The sequence below is a fragment of the Sorangium sp. So ce363 genome, assembly GCF_051520435.1.
Classification (GTDB): Bacteria; Myxococcota_A; Polyangia; order Polyangiales; family Polyangiaceae; genus Sorangium; species Sorangium cellulosum_B.
This window is the reverse complement of record NZ_CP150333.1, coordinates 4,767,234-4,785,560: the sequence shown is the minus strand read 5'-3', so window position 1 is coordinate 4,785,560 and position 18,327 is coordinate 4,767,234. Positions and strand designations below refer to the sequence as shown.

14 protein-coding genes are annotated in these 18,327 nt (G+C 71.5%); 6 read left to right on the top strand and 8 right to left on the bottom strand.

Annotation, left to right across the window (positions count from 1 at the left end; genetic code table 11):
- Positions 1–20 precede the first annotated feature (20 nt).
- Both WMF12_RS18205 and WMF12_RS18200 read right to left on the bottom strand, forming a co-directional pair.
- Positions 21–503, bottom strand: a complete 483-nt coding sequence (locus WMF12_RS18205) for a hypothetical protein (protein ID WP_437872828.1) — start codon at positions 501–503, stop codon at positions 21–23.
- Positions 504–645: 142 nt separating this feature from the next.
- On the bottom strand, positions 646–1,164 hold the full coding sequence (locus tag WMF12_RS18200) for a peptidylprolyl isomerase (protein WP_437872827.1): 519 nt from the start codon (positions 1,162–1,164) through the stop codon (positions 646–648).
- 239 nt (positions 1,165–1,403) lie between these two features.
- Here WMF12_RS18200 and WMF12_RS18195 point away from each other — a divergent pair, with 239 nt between their 5' ends.
- Positions 1,404–2,054: a hypothetical protein gene (locus tag WMF12_RS18195; RefSeq protein ID WP_437872826.1), complete on the top strand. Its 651-nt coding sequence runs from the start codon at positions 1,404–1,406 to the stop codon at positions 2,052–2,054.
- 194 nt (positions 2,055–2,248) lie between these two features.
- On the opposite strand, the gene WMF12_RS18190 is transcribed toward WMF12_RS18195, so the two are convergent.
- Positions 2,249–4,144: an OmpA family protein gene (locus tag WMF12_RS18190; protein ID WP_437872825.1), complete on the bottom strand. Its 1,896-nt coding sequence runs from the start codon at positions 4,142–4,144 to the stop codon at positions 2,249–2,251.
- Positions 4,141–6,273 carry an outer membrane exchange protein TraA family protein gene (gene traA / locus WMF12_RS18185; protein WP_437872824.1) on the bottom strand — a complete coding sequence of 711 codons (2,133 nt, stop codon included), beginning with the start codon at positions 6,271–6,273 and terminating at the stop codon, positions 4,141–4,143. Before traA ends, WMF12_RS18190 begins: the two co-directional genes overlap by 4 nt.
- Before the next feature lie 438 nt (positions 6,274–6,711).
- On the opposite strand from traA, the gene WMF12_RS18180 reads away from it, so the two are divergent.
- The 3 genes from WMF12_RS18180 to WMF12_RS18170 all read left to right on the top strand — a co-directional run bounded on the left by WMF12_RS18180 (position 6,712) and on the right by WMF12_RS18170 (position 9,650).
- Entirely contained in the window at positions 6,712–7,530 is an 819-nt protein-coding gene (locus tag WMF12_RS18180; RefSeq protein ID WP_437872823.1) for an SDR family NAD(P)-dependent oxidoreductase, read from the top strand.
- 378 nt (positions 7,531–7,908) lie between these two features.
- Positions 7,909–9,306 (top strand): SBBP repeat-containing protein, encoded by a 1,398-nt coding sequence (locus tag WMF12_RS18175; protein ID WP_437872822.1) that lies wholly within the window; start codon positions 7,909–7,911, stop codon positions 9,304–9,306.
- Between the two features lie 215 nt (positions 9,307–9,521).
- The gene (locus tag WMF12_RS18170; RefSeq protein WP_437553583.1) at positions 9,522–9,650 is read left to right on the top strand and encodes a hypothetical protein; all 129 of its coding nucleotides are present in this window, start codon (positions 9,522–9,524) and stop codon (positions 9,648–9,650) included.
- Positions 9,651–9,668: 18 nt separating this feature from the next.
- Here the strand turns inward: WMF12_RS18170 and WMF12_RS18165 are convergent, their stop codons facing one another.
- Positions 9,669–14,036, bottom strand: coding sequence for a DNA topoisomerase 3 (locus WMF12_RS18165; protein WP_437872821.1), 4,368 nt, complete (start codon positions 14,034–14,036; stop codon positions 9,669–9,671).
- A 247-nt stretch (positions 14,037–14,283) separates the two neighbouring features.
- Here WMF12_RS18165 and WMF12_RS18160 point away from each other — a divergent pair, with 247 nt between their 5' ends.
- Entirely contained in the window at positions 14,284–15,072 is a 789-nt protein-coding gene (locus tag WMF12_RS18160; protein WP_437872820.1) for a hypothetical protein, read from the top strand.
- A gap of 276 nt (positions 15,073–15,348) precedes the next feature.
- Here WMF12_RS18160 and WMF12_RS18155 read toward each other — a convergent pair whose 3' ends face one another.
- Positions 15,349–15,690 carry a hypothetical protein gene (locus WMF12_RS18155; protein ID WP_437872819.1) on the bottom strand — a complete coding sequence of 114 codons (342 nt, stop codon included), beginning with the start codon at positions 15,688–15,690 and terminating at the stop codon, positions 15,349–15,351.
- A 34-nt stretch (positions 15,691–15,724) separates the two neighbouring features.
- Here WMF12_RS18155 and WMF12_RS18150 point away from each other — a divergent pair, with 34 nt between their 5' ends.
- Positions 15,725–16,468, top strand: a complete 744-nt coding sequence (locus WMF12_RS18150; RefSeq protein WP_437872818.1) for a pectate lyase — start codon at positions 15,725–15,727, stop codon at positions 16,466–16,468.
- Positions 16,469–16,606: 138 nt separating this feature from the next.
- Here WMF12_RS18150 and WMF12_RS18145 read toward each other — a convergent pair whose 3' ends face one another.
- Positions 16,607–17,272, bottom strand: coding sequence for an HD domain-containing protein (locus WMF12_RS18145; protein ID WP_437872817.1), 666 nt, complete (start codon positions 17,270–17,272; stop codon positions 16,607–16,609).
- On the bottom strand, positions 17,269–18,258 hold the full coding sequence (locus tag WMF12_RS18140) for a diguanylate cyclase (protein ID WP_437872816.1): 990 nt from the start codon (positions 18,256–18,258) through the stop codon (positions 17,269–17,271). Before WMF12_RS18140 ends, WMF12_RS18145 begins: the two co-directional genes overlap by 4 nt.
- Positions 18,259–18,327 lie beyond the last annotated feature (69 nt).

The window sequence follows — 18,327 nt, the reverse complement described above, 5'->3', positions numbered from 1 at the left end:
CTCGCCGAGGGGGGCGGGAGCTACGGCGCGCAGGCGGTGCGGCAGGAGTCGAACGAGCCCTGGCACGCCGCCGGATCGGCGAGCGCGGGCAGGCCGCCGTCCGCGGGGAACTTCGGCGTCAGGCAGGTCTGGAGGATCGACTGGCACTTCGCAGCGCACGCCGCGAGCTTGGTCGAGAGCGCCCCCGCGTCGGCCGGGGTGCCGGTGCCGCCGTCCTTCGGCGCGCCGGCGTCCGCCGGCGCGCCCGCGTCCGGCTTCGGGGTCGCCGGGGCGGCTGGGGTCGGGGCGGCCGTCGTGGTCGCTGGAGGCGCGGCCGGGGTCGGCGTCGCGGCCGGCACCGTCCCGGTCGCCGCGGGCGGCGGCGCCGTCGCGGTCGGCGCCGTGACGGCGCCTGGCGCCGGGACGACCTCCTCCGGCTCGTCGCTGGATTTACATGCCGCGATCAGCAGCGCTGGCGAGGCGATCATCACGGCGAAGGCGGCGAGGAGCTTGTGAGCGCGCATGGGTGCTTCATGCTGCGCCTCCGCCGAGAACGCAACCCTTGCGCGCGCGGCCCGCGAGGCGCCGTGATGTGGCCTGCGAGGAGAGGCCGCGCGCGGGCAGGCAGAGAGGTCTCCGGCGGGAGGCTCGCTCTCGGCAGGAGGGCTATTCCGTCCTGAAGATCACGTGGAAGCCATAGCGGGTCTCCACGACGTCGCTGAGCTGCTGGATATCGAGCTCGAACGCCGCATCGGCGAAGGGCGGCAGGACGTCGGCGCGCTCCACGGTGCCGAGCGAGCCGCCGCGCGACGCCGCGCCGGCCTCCTCGCTGTACTGCGCCACCGCCTCGCCGAATTCGGCGCCGCCGCGGATCTTGTCGCGCGCCTCCATCGCGCGCAGGCACGCCTCCTCGCGTGTGCGCGTCGTGCCCTCGGCGCGATCGGCGCCGGCGTAGCGGACGAGGATGTGCTTCACGCCGATCCGCGGCGGCTCGTCGGGGCGGGCCTGCCGCGGTGCGCTGGCGGCCGCGAGGCACGCTGCGGCGCTCGAGGCGCTCTCCTCGGCAGGGGCGGCGCTGTGCGAAGGGGCGTGCGGCGCCGCCTGAGGCGCGCTGCACGCGGCGGCGAGCGCCGCGCCGAGGAAGGTGAGGAAGCCGAGAGGAGCGGATCGCTCGATCGGGCGCATCGGCCGCGGAGCATATCCAGGCGTTCACGAGATCGGAACACTGGATGGGGCGGTGGATGGGGCGGTGGCAGCGGGTGTGGCGGCCCGGTGACGGGCACGGCATAAGGAGCCGATCCACCCGCAAGCACCCTGCGAGAGGCGGCGTGCCGCCGGGTCGGCAGGCGTCCCTGGTGCACGTCGGCTGCGTCCATGATGCACGGGGTTTGCATCGCGCGTCGCATCGCTGGTAAGAAGGCAACATGCAGCGCCTCCTCCTCTCGGCGGCCCTGGGTGCCGCGTTGATCGCCGGTTGCAGCACTCAGTTCCGAGACAAACGCACGCCTTCCGGCGAGTTCTGCAGCGACATGCACGTCATTCCGGCGGGCCAGCTGCCCGATCGCGAGTACCATCGCCTTCAGCCGATCGCGAGCGATCCGACGGCCCGCACGGAGGCGGAGCGCCTCGAGTCGCTCCGCAAGGCCGCGTGCGGCGTCGGCGGCGACGCGGTCATCGAGGCGGTCAACGAGGAGATCCGCACCGAGGACGGCCGCTATGCCAGCGTCGCGAGCGGGACGGCGGTGATCTGGGTCCGCCGCACCGAGGGAGAGGCGAAGCCGTTGACGTTGCACCCGACGACGCCGCCCGCCGACTCGGCGGCGCCTGCCGAGCCGGAGGCGCCGCCGGCGGACCAGCCTGCTGCTCCTCCGGCTGCAGCCGACGAGCCGTACGAGGACTCGCCCGCTCCTGCGACCTCGGCCAAGCCAGGCAAGCCGGGGGCGAAGCCCGCGTCGCCCACCCCGCTGTCGTCGGCCAAGCCGGCCTCCTCTGCCCCGCCGTCGTCGCTCCCCCCGTCGTCGTCGGCCAAGCCCGCCACGTCATCGGCGCCCGTGAAGCCCGCGCCGAAGAAGTAAGCGCAGCAGAAGACGTCAGCGTCGCGCGGCTCCTACCGCTGTGACGCTGACGTCCGTTTGACCTCTCCTCCCCTGAGGCGCTCGGCGCTCGGAGCTCGGCAGCCTCGAGTTACGCCTGCGCTTCTCGCATGCGCGCTCGATCGCCATCGAGCCCCCATCCATCCATCTCCGCAGGCCCGAGGATCGACGCCCTCCTAGCGAGTCCCCCCGCCTCCGGGAGCAGGCGGCTGGCTCGACGAGGACGGCGCCGGTGCCGGCGGCGCGGGCGCGGGCGTACCGGATCGCGGCAGCACGCCCGTGTTGCTCGGGAGGCCGCCCGCGTTGCCGCGGTTCGGCAGGGGTGCCGCGCCGCCGGGCGCCCCGCCCGCGGGCGGGAGAGAGGATCCGCCGCTCGGCAGCACGTTCGACTTGAGGACCCCCTGCCCCGGCAGCGTGCCCTGACTGGGCAGCGTGCCCTGGGTCTTCTGCGGCAGCACGCCACCGGACGGCAGGAGCTGCTCGCCCCCCTCGGGCGCGCCGGTGAGCGGCTTCGCCCCCGCGGCGCCGTAGCGCAGGATGCGGAAGACGACGCGCCGGTTCTTCGACGTCATGAACTGGCAATCGGGCGACAGCTGGTCGTCGTGCCCCTGGCAGCCGGTGTCGTCGTAGATCGGCTGCGTGTGCCCGTAGCCGACCGCCTGGAGCCGCGCGGCATCGACGCCCTTCGCGATCAGGTACGCCATGACGCTCGCCACGCGGCGCTGGGACAGCGCCATGTTGTACAGATCGGTCGCGCGCACGTCGGTGTGGCCCTCGATCCGCACCTCGCGGATGTCGGGGTTGTCGATCAGCACCTGCGCGACCGCTTCGAGCGTCGAGTTCGAGTCCTCGAGGATGATGTCCTTGTCGGTCGCGAAGTGGACCTGCTCGGTGATCACGATCTCGTCGCCCCGGATGAAGGCGAGCGGACAGCCGTCCTTCCCGTGCGGACCGGCGGGCTTGTCGGGGCACTTGTCGTCGCGATCGAAGATGCCGTCGCCGTCGGTGTCGAGGTCCGGGCAGCCGAAGTTCTCGGGGCTCCCGGGCACGTCGGGGCAGCGGTCCGCGGCGCCGATGAGGCCGTCGCGATCCGGATCGTCGTTGTCGCGCTGCTGCAGGCGGTTGATCTCCTCCTGCTCCTGCGAGGTCTTCGGCTGCCACGTGATGACGTTGAAGAAGCGGATCGAGGGCGCGCCGAAGCCGCACGCCGCGCCGAAGCTCCCGCCGAAGGTGATCGTGATGCCGTGCTTGGTCTGCCAGCGCAGCCCGAGGAGCGCCTCCGCGGGGATCTGCCCCGGGTCGTCGGGGTAGCTCGTGAGCGAGGGGTAGCCGTACACCTCGCCGATGACCGACAGGCCCCAGCTCTGAACGACGTACTGCTCGGCCGCCACGCCGAACTGCGCCATGTCGCCGACGCGCACGCCCGCGAACTGGTTGTCGGGCCGCAGCCAGATGCCAGCGTTCGCGGCGAGGAGCAGCCCGAAGTTGAACCGGTAGTCGCCGATGAGCGTCGCGCCGCCGCTCAGCGCGCCGTCGCTGGTGAACGCGTTCTGGTCGCCCGTGGGGAAGTTGAGGTTGCCCGCGATGGCCATCCCGAACCCCTCCTTGACCTGCTCCTTCCGGTTCAGGTACGGGAGCGAGATCTTCGTGGACAGGCGGAGATCGCCGACGGAGGAGCTCTTGACCGACCCCTCGGTGCCAAAGCGGCGGAGGTTGCCGCCCTCCTGGAAGAGGACGAGCGGCATGGCCATCGTGACGTCGAACACGTCGAAGAAGCCGATGCCCGCGAGCAAGGCGAGCTCGAGCCGCCCGGAGATGGCGTCGACGGCCTGCCTCGTGTCGTCGCCCGCGACGAGCAGCACGAGCGGGTCGGCCGCGATGTCGCTGTAGAGGCCGACGGTCGGCGAGAGGTTGCCGATGACCTCGGACTTCTGGACCATCACGAGATCGCGCGGCGCCGCTGCCGGGCGGAAGACCTGGGCATCGAAGCGCCCCTCCTCGGCGAGCGCGGGGCGCCCGGCGAGGAGCGCGGACAGCGCGAGGAGCGGGGCGAGGAGTGGACGCGTTCTCACGAGGCACCTCCGCTGCGCCGGCGGCGCTTTCGCTCGATCAGGGCCAGCGCCGCGAGGGCGACGAGCCCGGCGGCCCGCGGATCGGCGCCCTTCTGGCCGACGACCGAGACGCTGCAGATCTCGGCGAGGGTGCCGCCGCACGCGACGTTGTCGGGCATCGGGCCGAGCGCGCACTCCTTGGCGTCCGCCTCGTCGGTCCAGCGGCAGTGCTCGTTGCCGAGGCAGTCGAGGTTCGTCTTGCAGGAGATGTCGCAGGTGTTCGTCGCGAGGTCGCACGTGTTGCCGCACGGACACTGCGTGTCGGCGTAGCACTCGACGCACTTCTCGCCGTCGCAGTACGGGGTGTCCTCGCCGCAGGTCGCCATGCACCCCGGCGGGTCGCACTCGTGGGTCTCGCGGTTGCAGGTCGTGCCGGCGCACTGCTCGTCCGACGTGCAGCGCACGCACGCCGCGAGCTCGGAGAACTGGCCGAGGCAGAACGGCGTGTCGCCGCCGCAGCTGTCGCAGCGCGGCCCGCAGCGCCTATCCTTGACGCATTCCTTGCACTCACCGCTCAGGCAGTACTGCCCCTCGGCGCAATCCATGTCGTTGCGGCACGCGGCGCACGCCGTCCCGACGGGCCCGGGGAGGCAGAACGGCACCGGGGGCGACTGCGGGTCGCTCGGGTCCTCGGGGTGCATGCAGTCGACGCAGCCCTCACCGCAGCAGTTGGGCAGCGCGTTCGTCGGGAGCGGCCTGTCCATGCAGTGGCCCGTGGGCACGTGGCACACCTTGCCGTCGGGGCACTGCTCGTCGGTGAGGCACTCGACGCACATCTCGATGCCGCCCGGCTCGACGGCCGCGCAGTCCATCTGCGTGCCGTTGATGCCGTTGGGACAGCAGTTGCACGAGTTGCCGGCGCAGCGGTCGGCCGTGTCGCATACGACGCACGTGTTTTCGACGCAGATCTTGCCGCGCGGGCAGTCCGGGTCGATCTCGCACTCGTTCTCCTCCTCGCACTCGTGCGTCTCGGGGTCGCAGCTGAAGCCGTCGCGGCAGTCGGCGCTGGTGCGGCACTCGGCGCACTGAGACCTGCCCTCCAGGTTGATGCAGAACAGCGTGTCGCCCGTGCAGGCCGAGCAGGATTCGCCGCAGAATTGTGCGGTGTCACACGGGGCGCACAGGGCCGCCTCATTGCAATAGTAGCTTCCAGGACAGCCGTTGGTCCCGGCCTGGCCGGCGAACTGGCGATTGCACTGCTGGCACTGGTCGAGATCGGGGAACGACGGCGACCCGCTCAGCGTCTGGAAGAACTGCGCGGGCTGGAAGAGGGAATAGCCAGCCGCCTTGAGGCTCTCGCTGCCCTCTACCCGCGCGCCGAGCTCGAAGTCCTCGAACTCGCCGACGAAGTAGGACATCTCGAGCGCCGCGTGCTCGGCGATTTCGACGTAGAGGATCTCGAGCGGGTACAGGCCTGGCTTCTCGAAGATGACGGTGTTCGTGAGGCGCCATGTCGGAAGGCCGAGCCGCGCCGGACGGACCATGACGGGCTTCACGCCGTTGAGCTTGTCCCAGAAGGTGAGGCTTATCGCATCGTCGGCGTAGAAACCGATATGAACGGGTCGACCCACGATCTCCTCGGGGACGAGCAAGAACCCGCGGAGCCTGGAGCCGAACGGCTGGCTGGTGCCGTGGCTGTTCCAGGGGAAGTCGCACCCGCCCTCCTGGCACGTCGTCGACATCAGTCCGGTGAAGTCGCCGTAGCTCAACGGGCCTTCTTGGTCCGGGTCCTGGTCATCATCAAGGTCGCTGTTGTTGTTGCTTAGATCCAGGACGGTCCGAACGACGTATTCGTGATACTCTGCCTCCGCGCCCTGGCCACGCGTGCGCTCGATGAACGCATTGACCTTGTCGTTATAAGCCAGACGCTCGCCAGGGTTGTCGGTGGCGAGGGGCACATAGAAATCGATATCCACGTTCTCGGACAGGGCCGATGCGGCGCAGAGGCCGGTCCCCTCGACCTCCGGCAGCGTGTCGATGGTGGGCTCATAGATGGTGACCGGGCCGAATGGCTGCGATTGTGCGCGCGCCGGCGCCGGCAGCAGCCCGAGCAGGGCCGTGGCGACTAGAGCAGCTCGTCGAATGCGCATGGCTCGCTCGCGGGTCCTTTGCATCGCTCGCGGGTCCTCAGCACCCGAGCTCCGGAAGTACGAGCTCCAGGCTAGCCGCTCCGCGACGTGATCTGCAAGAGGAAGGCTGCGAAAGCCCGCTCCGCATGTAGGCGACGGTCCTCTACCACCCCTACCGCCCCATGGTCCGATGCTGTCATGCGCGCGGGACGGCTGGCAAACTGCACGGGCGATCGGCCGCACACGCCTGGAGCGGATGGTCGGGTGACGGGAACGGCACGAGGTCGACACCTACGCGCGACCTTCGGCTCCCCAGAGCCGATGACGCGCCCGAGGCCCTCGCGCGATCTTGCTGCGTTGCGGCAAGATCGCGCGGAAAGATGGCTGACCAGGGCCCCCGCAGATCAGGGGCACGGCCCGCTCGCGATCCTGGACGAAGCAGCATAAAAGGCTCGCTCCATGACCACGACCTCGGGCCTCGGTATCGTCACAGGCGCCTCGTCCGGCATCGGCGCGGAGATCGCGCGGCAGCTCGCGGCGCGCGGGCAGCCGGTGCTCGCCATCGGCAGGCGGGCGCACCGTCTGGAGGAGCTCTCAGCAAGGGCGAGCGCCGCTGGGCACGCGCCCATCCACCCTCTGGAGCTCGATATCACCAGCGAGGGTGCTGCCCTCCGCGTGCGGGCTCGGGCGCGCGAGCTGGGCGGCGCGGCCTGGCTCGTCAACAACGCGGGAACGACGCGGTTCGGGCCCTTTCTGGACGGCGATCCCGCGGCGCAGGCGATGCTTGTGCGGCTCAACTGCGAGAGCGTCGTCGCGCTCTGCGCGGCGGTCGTCCCCGACCTGGTGGCCCGCGGCGGAGGGCGCGTGCTCAACGTCGCGTCGCTCGCCGCGTTCCAGCCGACCCCGGGACATGCGGTGTATGGAGCCACCAAGGCGTTCGTGCTCTCGCTGTCCGAGAGCCTGGCCGTCGAGCTCGACGGGACCGGCGTCACGGTGACCGCCCTGTGCCCGGGGCCGGTGACCACCGAGATCTTCGACGCGGGCGCGCCCGGCGTGCCGCGCAGGAAGATGCCGTTCGAGCTCACCGCCGAGGACTGCGCGGCCTACGGCATCGCGGCAGCGGATCGGGGCGACGTGGTCGCGGTCCCGACCGCGCTGAGCAAGGCGACGGCCCAGCTCTCCCGCTTCCTCCCTCGCGCGGCGATTCGCCGGCTCTCGTCGCGGATCGGGCTCTCGGTCCTCGGCTATGGCGCCCCGACGCGAGGCGTCCGAGGCTAGCGAGAGAGCGCGCGCCGCGCCCCGTGGCGCTCGATCCGGGGACGCGGCGCCGGCGGCTCTGTCGCTGTGATAGCCTCCGCTCTGGCGCCCGCGTGGCCGCTCCCGCGGTCGGTAGATGGCGAGCGCGCAGAACATCCCATGCGAACACGAGCGTACGTCGTAAATTGTGTCGTCGCACTGCCCCTGTGCGCCGGTGGGTGCGCGGCACTGCTCGGCCTCGACGAGTTTGCCGATCAGTCGCCGGGCGGCACGGGCGCTGGCGGAGCTGGGGACGCCGGCGGGGTTGGGGGTGCGGGAGGTGAAGGTGAGCCCACCCCATGCACGTCTTCCACGTCGGAAGCGTGCTACGGTGGCCCGCAGGTCACCAGGAACGAGGGGATGTGCCGGGAAGGGAGGCGCACCTGCAACGTCGACGGGACCTGGGGCGTATGCGAGGGAGAGATCCTGCCGGCGGTGGAGCGCTGCGACGCGGCGGACGATGAGAACTGTGACGGCCTGGAGTGCGTCGTCTGGACGACGGCGTACAAACAGACGGGAGACGTCCACCTCATGGCCATCGCGGGTGATGCCGACGGCAACGTGTTCGTCAGCGGCGCGTTCTTGGGCACCATCAGGATCGGCGACGATACACTCTCGTCTGCCAGCACCACCGATATACTGCTCCTCAAGCTGAGCCCTACTGGAGAGCCCCTGTGGTCCAAGAAGTTTGGTGACTTTTACCCGGACGAGCCATGGGCTCTCGCCGTCGACTTCAAGGGCAACCCGATCCTGAGCGGTACCAGCGATAGCAGCATCGATTTCGGCGATGGGCCGCTTCCGGCGGGGCCATTCATCGTGAAGCTCGATGCATCGGGCAAGCTCACCTGGAGAAAGGGCCTGGAGAGCGGCGGGATCAGCGCCATCGCGATCGATGCCAACGATGATGTGATCGTGGCGGGAAGTTTCAGCGGCCCGATCGACTTCGGCGGCGGGCCCATCGAGCCCGACGGTGACTCGGACATCTTCGTGGCGAAGCTCGACGGTGCCACAGGCCTCGCGACCGCGCCGGGCTGTTGGGCCCGCCGCCTCGGCAGATCAGGGGCGTCAGTATACGCTGCGGCCATTGCGACCGATCGTTCGAACAATATCTTCATGGCCGGTTCGACGCTTGGAGCCGCCGAGCTCGATAGGTTCACGCTCGATCGAGGCAGCTTCGTCGTGAAGCTGACGCCGGCCGGGGTACCGGACTGGATCAGGACGATGCGCGCGATCGGGCCGAGCCCGGCAGGCGTCGACGTGATAGGTATTGCCGTAGATTCCTCGGGAAGGCCTGTGTTGGCCGGAGATCACCGCGGCGAACTGCAGATAGGTTCACACACGATGACGTCGGTCAACATGGACGTCTTCGTGGTGCAGCTCGAGGCAAACGGCGCAGCGGGATGGGTGCGCACGCTTGGCGGGACGAATGATCAGACGGCCAGCGGCGTCGCGCTGGATCCCTTCGACAACGTCGTCGTCGTCGGAAACGCGAGCAAGCAGATCGACTTCGGCAACGGCCCGCTCGCGCTGGAGGAACGCTCCGGCTTCGTCGCCAAGCTCAGCCCCGACGCGGAGCTCGTTTGGAACCGCCTCCTGGGAAAGGACGCCGTCGCATACGACGTCGCCGTCTCGCCGGACAGCGAGACGCTCGTTACTGGCTGGACGAGAACACCAGGCGCTGATTGGGGAGCGGGGCCGCTCCCCGGCGTCGGAGACGACGGCCACCAGCACCTCGTCATCGCCAAGCTCGGTCGATAGGGCCGCCGTCGCCCCGGCTGCCTGGCCTCAGCGTAGCGCCGGCGGCCCGAGCCTCCAGCGTAGCGAAACGCCCCACTGTGACGCGGGCGCTGTCGTCCCCCCGACGCCGAGCGAGCGAGGTCCTCGCCCTCCAGCCCGAGAATCCGCCCCGCTCGCGGTGGCACCCACGTTGCTTTGCTCACCGGGCACCCCGACACGGGGCCGGAGGTCGTTCGATGAGCAAGATTCTGCGTGGGATCGCGGCGGGTTACGGCGCGAAGAAGCTCGGCGGCGGGTGCTTCAGCACCATCCTCATCTTCGTCCTGCTCTGGTGGGCGCTCGGCCACTTCGGCATCTTCCGCTGAGCGCCGCCCGCGCGCCGCTCAGCGCGATCGGCCCTTCTTCCGCTGCGCCTTGCGGGCGAAGAACGCCCTCCGCGCGTCCGAGGACTTCGCGCTCTGCCGCTTCTTCACCTTGGGCGGGAGCTTCGCGAGCGGCACATCGCTCACGACGTCGCTCGCGCCGCGCGGCCCGCCGAGGAGGCCGCGCGACGTGAGCGATGCGCGCTGGTACGTGATGAGCTCGCCCGCCTTCTCGAACGAGTCCTCGCGCACGCAGACAAGGCCAGCCCGCACGAGCCCGCCGAGGAGGTGCTCGAAGTCGCGCCGCTCTAGCGATCCGTCGGCGAACGCCTCGCGGTAGAGCCGGCCGGTCGGCTGCTCGCTCTCGCGGAGCGCCGCCAGGATCTTCGCGATCGCCTGCGCCTCGTCGCGGCTCGGCGCCCGGAACTCCCGCGCGGCGCAGGCGGCCGGCGCGCAGACGTCGCAGAGGCCGCAGGGCTCGCCCGTGTCCTCCTGGTCGCCGAAATGGCGGACCAGGTGGAGCATGCGACAGCCATGGCCCTCGGTGAACCGCGCCATCTGCACGAGCTCGGCGAGCTTGTGGCGCCGCTGCGCCTCGTAGGGCCCGCGCCAGCCCGGCTCGCCCAGGGCGACACCCCCGTCCGGATCCACGCGCGCACCGCCGTGGATCCAGAGCTTCTCGAGGGCCTTGTCCGCCACCTCGGGATCGATGCCGAGATCGCCCAGGATCGCCTCCTTCGGGCGGGGCTCTTCCGACAGGACCTCTTCGATCCGCTGGAGCATCGCCGGATCAGGGTAGTCGCGCTCGTGGAAGAACTCGTGCATTCGCCGGTCGACATACGAGTGCATCAGCACGGCCCGCGAGGGGTGCCCGTCGCGGCCAGCCCGGCCGATCTCCTGGTAATACCCCTCGACGCTCCCGGGCAGCCCGGCGTGGACGACCGTGCGGACATCGGGCTTGTCGATGCCCATGCCGAAGGCGATCGTGGCGACGATGATCTCGGTGCTGCCGTCCAGAAAGGCCGCCTGGATCCGGTCGCGCACCGGGGGGGCGAGGCCCGCGTGGTACGCCTCGGCCGGGAGATCCTCCGAGAGGCCGGCGGCGAGCGCCTCGGCGTCCTTCCGCGTCCCGGCGTAGACGATGGCCGGCGTCCGGCCCTCCTGCCCGAGCAGCGCGCGCACCCGGGCGAGGCGCTCTCCCGGGCTGACCTCGAGGATCTCGATACCCAGGTTGCTCCGCCTGAAGCCGTGAATGAACCGCGCCGCGGACGCGAGGCCGAGCTGCTCGACGATATCGTCCTGCACGACCGGCGTGGCGGTGGCGGTCAGCGCGATGACCGGCGCGGGCCGGAGCGCCGGGAGGCGCTGACCGAGCATCCGGTAATCAGGTCGGAAGTCGTGGCCCCATTTCGAGATGCAATGGGCCTCGTCGACGGCGACGAGCACGGGCTTCCGGCGGGCGAGCAGCTCGGGGAACCCGGGCACGCGGAGCCGCTCGGGGGCGATGAAGAGGAAGTCGAGCGCGCCGTCGAGGTAATCGATGCAGGCCTTCCGCGACTCGGCGCGGCTCCGGCCGGAGTGGATTCGCTCGGCGGCGAAGCCGCACGCCCGGAGCTTCGAGGCCTGATCCTCCATGAGCGCGATGAGCGGGCTCACGACGAGCGTCGTGCCGCCTCGGGCGATGCCGGGGAGCTGGTAACAGAGCGATTTGCCGGCGCCGGTCGGCATGACGAGCAGCACGTCGCTCCCCGCGGCCGCCGTCCGGCAGACGGCCTCCTGGTAGGGGCGGAAGGCGCTGAAGCCGAAGCATTGGTGGAGCAGCTCGACGAGATCCTCCGGCCGGCGCGCTGGAGACGAGGCGACCGCCGGCGAGGACGCCGTGCCCGCCCCACGCGCCGGGAAGGACCCGATGGCCGCCGCACGCGCGGGCGACGGCGCTACGGCCGCGGGTCGCGCCGGCGGCGACGTCGCTGCCGCAGGTCGCGCGGGCGCCGGCGCTACGGCCGCGGGTCGCGCCGGCGGCGACGTCGCTGCCACAGGCCGCGCAGGCGACGGCGCTACCGCCACACGTCGCGCCGTCGCCGCCGCGGGTCGCGCAGGCGACGGCGCCGCCGCACGCGACCGCGCCTGCGCCCGAGCCGGCGGCGATGCTGCAGCCGCCGCTGCGACCGCCTGCAGCGTGCCAGCCGATGCGTCGCCCGGCACGACCCCTGCGCTGCTGCCCGGAGCGCGGTGAGGCGTCGCCTCGCGGCCTCGAGCGGTCCCCGGCGCGGCGGCCGCGGCGCGGCCCCCCTTCGCGCGCGACCGCGCCTCGCCGCGCTCCCGAAACGGCGACGCCCCGGCCTCCGGGGAAAGCGCACCGTCCCCGGCCGCGCGCCGCCCCGCGCTCACCTCCGCCACCACCTGGCGCACGTACGACTCGATGCCCGCCATGAACGACGGCAGATCGCCCCCGCCCCGGGCCATGCGGGCGAGCTTCGCCTCCCAGGCGCCCGTCATCGCGGGGCTCTTCACGTCCGCGTGGACGACCTCGATCAGCCCGACGCCCTTGTCGGTCGCGTGCAGCAGCTTGCCCTTGCGCACGATGTACTCGCGCCGGAGGAGCGTCTCGATGATCGCGGCCCGCGTGGCCGGCGTGCCGAGGCCCGAGTCCTTCATCGCCTCGGAGAGCTCCTTCTCTTCGAGGCTGCTGCCCGCGGTCTCCATGGCGGTGAGCAGCGTGGCCTCGGTGAAGCGCGGCGGCGGACGCGTCTTCTTGGCCTGCGCCTCCGCGTCGAGCACGAGCTGCACCTGCCCCCTCGCGAGGCCCGGCGGGAGCCGCTGATCCGCGGTCTCGCGCTCGCCCTCCCCGCCCTCCCCGTCGCGCGCGTCGCGTCCATCGCCGTCCGATTCGCCCTTCTTACGCGGCTTCGCCGGCGGCTTGCCGAAGCCGATGTCGAGCACCTTCCACCCGACCTTCTCCACGACGCTGCCCGCGCTGTGGTAGCGGTCCACGATCGGCTCGCCGCCGCGCGCGCCCGCGCCGCCGCGCGTGGTGATCGCGGTGATGACGGTGGTGATCGACGTGACGTGATCCTCGTGCCACGCCGAGAGGAGGCGCCGGCAGATGAGATCGAAGATCTTCTGCTCGTCGGTCGAGAGCTCCGCGCGCGAGGACCGAGCCCCCGTGGGAATGATGGCGTGGTGATCCCCGACCTTGCCGTCGTCGACGAAGCGCTTGCCGAGCGGCCGAGCCCCCGTCCCCGGGGCGAGCATCCCCCGATACGAGCCCTCGATCGCCTGCACCACCGCGCCGAGCGTGGCCGCGACGTCCGTCGAGAGGTGCCGGCTGTCGGTGCGCGGATAGCTGATGAGCTTCCTGCGCTCGTACAGCGCCTGGGCCACCTCCAGCGTCTTCTGCGCAGAGAAGCCGTAAAGGCGGTTGGCGTGCCGCTGGAGCTCGGTCAGGTCGTAGAGCAGCGGCGGCGGGAGGCGGCGAGACTCCGACCGGACCGCCTCGATGCGCGCCTCGCCGCGCCGGGCCCGCTCGACGATGCGCCGCGCCTCCTCGCCGTCCGGGGGCAGGCGCCTCCGCGACGGCGCGGTCTCGGGTCGCTCGCCGGCATTCGGCCGCTCGCCGGCATTCGGCCCCTCGCCGGCGCCCGGCGGCTGGCCCGGGAGCGGTTTGTCGTTGAAATACGTGCCCTTGTAGGACTCGTCGGCCGCGCCCGAGCCGTCCTCCCGGAGCGGGCAGAAGGTCGCGACGACCTCGAGGTACGGCTCGGGGACGAACCGCCGGATCGCGAGCTCGCGCTCGACGACCATGGACAGCGTCGGCGTCTGCACGCGGCCGACCGAGAGATCCTGGTCGAAGACCAGGCTGTAGGCGCGCGAGAGGTTCATGCCGACGAGCCAGTCCGCCCGGCTGCGCCCGCGCGCCGCGTCGGCGAGGCCGTCGTAGCCGCGCGCGTCCCGCAGCCGACGGAGCCCGTCGCGGATGGCGTCGGGCGTGAGGGACGAGATCCAGAGCCGCTCGACCGGCTTCTTGCATCCGGCCGCCTCGTAGAGGTACCGGAAGATGAGCTCGCCCTCGCGGCCGGCGTCCGTGGCGCAGACGACGCGCTCGACGTCGCGCCGGCCCAGGACCTTCCGGACGATCTCGAACTGGGCCCGCGTCCCGGGGAGGACGACGAGCGGAAACTGCCCGGGCAGCATCGGGAGGAGGTCGAGGCGCCAGCGCTTCCAGGCGGGGTCGATCTGGTGCGGCTCGGCGATGGCGACGAGGTGCCCGATCGCCCATGTGACGACGTAGCCGCCGCCCTCGAGGAAGCCCTCGGCGCGCTTCGATGCCCCGAGCACCGCGGCGATGTCACGGGCGACGGCGGGCTTCTCTGCGACCACGGCGATCATGCGGCGACCATGCGAAACATGTGAAACGCGCGAAACGCGCGAAACCGAGGGCGGCGAGCGTCGCCCGCGCCTCACGCAGGTGCGTTGATAGCGCGAGCCGCGGGCGGGCGGTATGGGGAAGCGAGCGGGCAGCGAGGCCCGCGCCCGACCGGCGCCTTGACACGCTGGCGCCGAGCGGGTTCACGTAGTGCCTGGACGCTTGCCGCCGCGCGAGGGCGCGCGACGGCTCAGGGAGAGGGGCATCGAGATGCGAGACCTGAAGGGGATCGTCGAGGTGGAGCTGCTCGTCGAGGAGGGCGGCGCGCTCACGCCGACGCGGGAGTACGTCCATCGAGAGTCGACCTATGTCGAGGGACGGTCAGGCCAGCGCTATGCGCTGCGCGTGCGGAACCTGACGGGCGCGCGCGTCGAGGTGGTGCCCACCGTCGATGGCCTCGACGTGCAGAGCGGCAAGGACGCGTCGTTCGACGCCCGCGGCATGGTGATCAGGGCGCACGAGTCGTTCGATTTCACCGGGTTCCGCATCAGCCACACCGAGGTCGCGACGTTCCGGTTCGGGAGCATCGAGCAGTCGTACGCCGCGCAGATCGGCAAGCCCCGCAACGTGGGTGTCATCGGCCTGGCGGTGTTCGAGGAGCTCGCGCCCCCGCCGCCGCCACCACTGCCTCCCTTCACGCCACCTCCGCCGGCGTTCGGCGGGCCGCAGGGCGGCGGGCTGCCGCCACCGGCTCCGGGGTTTGGGCCGCCCGCGCCCGCTGGTCCGCTGCGCGCCCCCGTGCCGGGCGCCGCGCCGGCCCCCGCGGCGCCAAAGGGGCTGGGCACGAGCTTCGGCGAGCGGCGCGAGTCGCGCATCACGTCGACGCAGTTCACCCGGGCGACCCCCAAGCCCGCCGCCGTGCTGGTGATCCGCTACGAGCAACGCGACGGGCTGAGGGCGCTCGGCATCGACGTGGACGGGCTGCACCAGCGCGAGACCGCCAGCCCCTTCCCCGCCGAGACCGGCTTCGCCAAGCCGCCGCCCGGCTGGAAAGGCTGAGCGCCCTCCCTGTGAATCCTCCCGAAAAATTCGAGGGGATACGTCAGACGGGAGTCGTCATTGCCGTCAAGCACGTCAACCCGTGGTTGACGTCGCGGCGCTACGACGCGCCGTCATGAGGACGCCCACGCCACGAGCGCTGCGCGGGCTCCCGGGCACACCGTGAACCGGCGGTAGGCGGTTCCAGGCAAGTGGCATTGTCGTTGCCTATGTCGCGGCGGAGGCGCAGCGCCGGCCCAGTTCGGCGGCCGCCACCGCCGGGCCGCGGGTCGCCCATCATGATTCCAGAACGAGAGGTAGCGACATGAGATTAGGAATGAAGTCAGCTTTCACTTTGCTGCTCGTGATCGGCGCCGCCGGAGCCATCCAGCTCGGCTGTTCGGACGACGCGGCGACCCCGGACGACGGCCAGGGAGGCAGCAGCTCGAGCAGCAGCACCGCCGCGACCGGCGGGAGCACCAGCACCACAGGCGGCGCCGGCGGCGGCAGCACCGCCGCGAGCACCACGAGCAGCGCGACCACGAGCAGCGCCACCACCACGAGCAGCTCCAGCACCACGGCCGCGAGCACCACGAGCAGCTCCAGCACCACGGCCGCGAGCACCACGAGCAGCGGCACGGGTGGAGAGGAGCCGCTCGGCGACGAGCTCCCGATGGAGATCCCGACGCCCACGAACGGCAACGGCGAGATCAGGACCCAGACGACGGTGCTCAAGAACGCCGCCCACGGCGGGCAGGACGTCTACGACTTCAACAACCAGAAGATCGGCGTGAACAACACGGAGGACTGCGACGACGGCGAGGGCCAGAAGACCGTGTTCGAGGTCGAGGACGGCGTCACCGTGAAGAACCTCATCATCGCCGGCGGCCTCCCCGGCGGCAACGGAATCGTCTGCAAGGGCGACTGCACGCTCGATCACGTCTACTGGGAGGACGTCTGCGAGGACGCGGCGACCAACAGCGCCGACGGGGCGACGATGCACATCAACAGCTCCATCGCCTTGCACTCGGCCGACAAGATCTTCCAGCACAACGCCAAGGGCGGCTCCACGACCATCGTCACGAACTCGTACATCGCCGACTTCGGGAAGCTCTGGCGCTCGTGCGGCGACTGCACCGCGAACGGCGGGCCGCGCCACCTGATCATCGACAACGTCAGGGTGGACCAGGTGAAGACGACGGTCGCCGGCGCGAACCAGAACTACGGGGACACGGTCACGATCACGAACCTCTACGTCAAGGGGGGCTACGACGCGGACGACGACAAGCCGAAGATCTGCCAGGAGTACAGGGCCGTCACCGATCACATGGGCGAGTCCGAGAAGCTCCACGGGGGCGCGAGCCAGTGGGACACCGCCACGTGCCGCGTGAGCAAGAGCGACGTGAAGAGCTGGTGATCGCGCGAGGGGCAGCGCGCGCCGGCGTCGCTGCCCCCCTGCACCCAGGCGCGACCCGGCGGCGCGGGCCGCCGCGCCCGTGACGACCGCGCCGTCCACCGACGACCCCCGTCCACCGACGACCCCCGCGCAGCGCCGCTACGCGCCCGCGTCGAGCTTCCGGCGCAGGTTGTCGCGCGCGCTCGCCTCGAGGCGGGCGTGGAAGTACGGCGAGAGGAAGATCCGCTCGGTCGCGAGCAGCTTCTCGAAGAAGCGCCGCCGGCCTGCGGTGTAGAGCTCGGGCGGCACGGCGCTGTACTCCGCGGCGATCGCCCGGTCGTACGCGTCGAACGCCGCCGCGTCGCTGCCCAGGATGGCCATGTCGCAATCGAGGAAGAGGGCCTCCTCCTCGCCGACGTCCGCCGGCCCGAGGGCCCCGTGGCGCGCCGTGAGCAGGATGAGCCGCTCGATGAGGCCCTCGTCGAGCCCCTCGCCGGGCAGCCAGCGCGCCACCGCCTCGCGCGCGAGCTCCGCGCTGCGCGCCTCGTTGTCGTGGCGGCCGGGCACGTACACGGCGTCGTGGAAGAGCGCGGCCAGGAACACCTCCCGCGGCCTCCGCCAGCCGACGTCGCGGGCGACCTCGCCCGCCCGGCGGAGCACCTCGCCCACGTGCGCCAGGTCGTGGTACGCGCGCCCGGGCTCACCGTAGGCCGCGCGCACCGCGCCCCACAGCGGCTCGGGCAGGACCAGGCCGTCCGGGGCCTCCGGCGGCGCGTCGCCGTCGGCGCGCGCCTCGCCCGCCGCGATCCAACCATCCGGCCTCACGCGAGCACCAGATCCTCGGGGCGGAACAGCTCCCCGTCGTACGTGGCGACGCTGCCCTTCTCCGTGGCCTTCGCGTGGTTCTTCGCGAGGTTGGCGCGCCCCTGGATCTCGCGATCCGTCAGGAAGCAGTCGACGTCGGCGACGCACAGCCCGGCCGAGATCGTGGGCGACCGCTCGACGCGGCGGTAGCGGCGGCGGGCGAGCCGCTCCTGGAGCGCGCGCAGGAAGTCCACCGCCCACGCGCGCGTCGCGTTGGGCAGCGTGATCATGTACTCGTCGCCGCCGAACCGGTACGCGTGCCCGTGCGCGAAGACGTGCGCCTCGATGCTCTCCATGAGCGGCGGGAGCACGTGGAGATCGACCGCGGTCTCGGTGTGCTGGACGTTGAACGCCTTGAAGTCGTCGATGTCGATGAACGCCACGGCGATCGAGGCGCCGCGCAGCGCGCAGCGCGCCCGGTAGTGCGCCAGATCGGGCAGGAAGAGCCCGGGCGCCTCGAGGATGTGGAACTTCTCGTCGTACTCGCGCGGGCGGAGCGGCGGCGCCTCCGGCATCACGGCCTCGGCGTGCCGGATCGACATGTAGTCGGTGAGCTGCGGCACCTTGAGCGCGCGCGTGGCCGCGAACCAGGGCGCGGCCATCAGCTGCTCCAGCCCGTGGACCTCGCGCCGGAGGTGCCGGATCGTCTCGGCGTTCACGGCCTTCTGCAGCGGCTCCTCGATCGCCGTGGCGCTGTCGCGCCGGAGGTCGATCAGGATGCGCTTGAGCAGCGGGCCCTGCGTGTCGTGGATCTGCGCGTGCGGCGGGCGCAGCTCGAGCTGCCGCCCGAGGAGGCTCAGCTGTCCGATCAGCTCCGTCACCTCCGGCGGCTCGTAGCCGCGGAACTCGTGCCGGATCACGTCCGCCACGTCGCGGCGGAACGCATCCGTGAACCGGGTGACGCACTGAGACAGGATCTTGGCCTCGGACTGCGTGAACTCGAGCACCTCACGAGGATACCCTGGGGGCGGTGCGCCCAGCGCCCGGGACGCACCGCGCGCTGGAAATCCGCCAGA

Bases quoted from the DNA above. Each gene is read 5' to 3' on its own strand.
- WMF12_RS18205 (WP_437872828.1), bottom strand. From the start codon at position 503: ATGCGCGCTCACAAGCTCCTCGCCGCCTTCGCCGTGATGATCGCCTCG.
- WMF12_RS18200 (WP_437872827.1), bottom strand. From the start codon at position 1,164: ATGCGCCCGATCGAGCGATCCGCTCCTCTCGGCTTCCTCACCTTCCTC.
- WMF12_RS18195 (WP_437872826.1), top strand. From the start codon at position 1,404: ATGCAGCGCCTCCTCCTCTCGGCGGCCCTGGGTGCCGCGTTGATCGCC.
- traA (WP_437872824.1), bottom strand. From the start codon at position 6,273: ATGCGCATTCGACGAGCTGCTCTAGTCGCCACGGCCCTGCTCGGGCTG.
- WMF12_RS18180 (WP_437872823.1), top strand. From the start codon at position 6,712: ATGACCACGACCTCGGGCCTCGGTATCGTCACAGGCGCCTCGTCCGGC.
- WMF12_RS18175 (WP_437872822.1), top strand. From the start codon at position 7,909: ATGTGCCGGGAAGGGAGGCGCACCTGCAACGTCGACGGGACCTGGGGC.
- WMF12_RS18170 (WP_437553583.1), top strand. From the start codon at position 9,522: ATGAGCAAGATTCTGCGTGGGATCGCGGCGGGTTACGGCGCGAAGAAG.
- WMF12_RS18165 (WP_437872821.1), bottom strand. From the start codon at position 14,036: ATGATCGCCGTGGTCGCAGAGAAGCCCGCCGTCGCCCGTGACATCGCC.
- WMF12_RS18160 (WP_437872820.1), top strand. From the start codon at position 14,284: ATGCGAGACCTGAAGGGGATCGTCGAGGTGGAGCTGCTCGTCGAGGAG.
- WMF12_RS18150 (WP_437872818.1), top strand. From the start codon at position 15,725: ATGGAGATCCCGACGCCCACGAACGGCAACGGCGAGATCAGGACCCAG.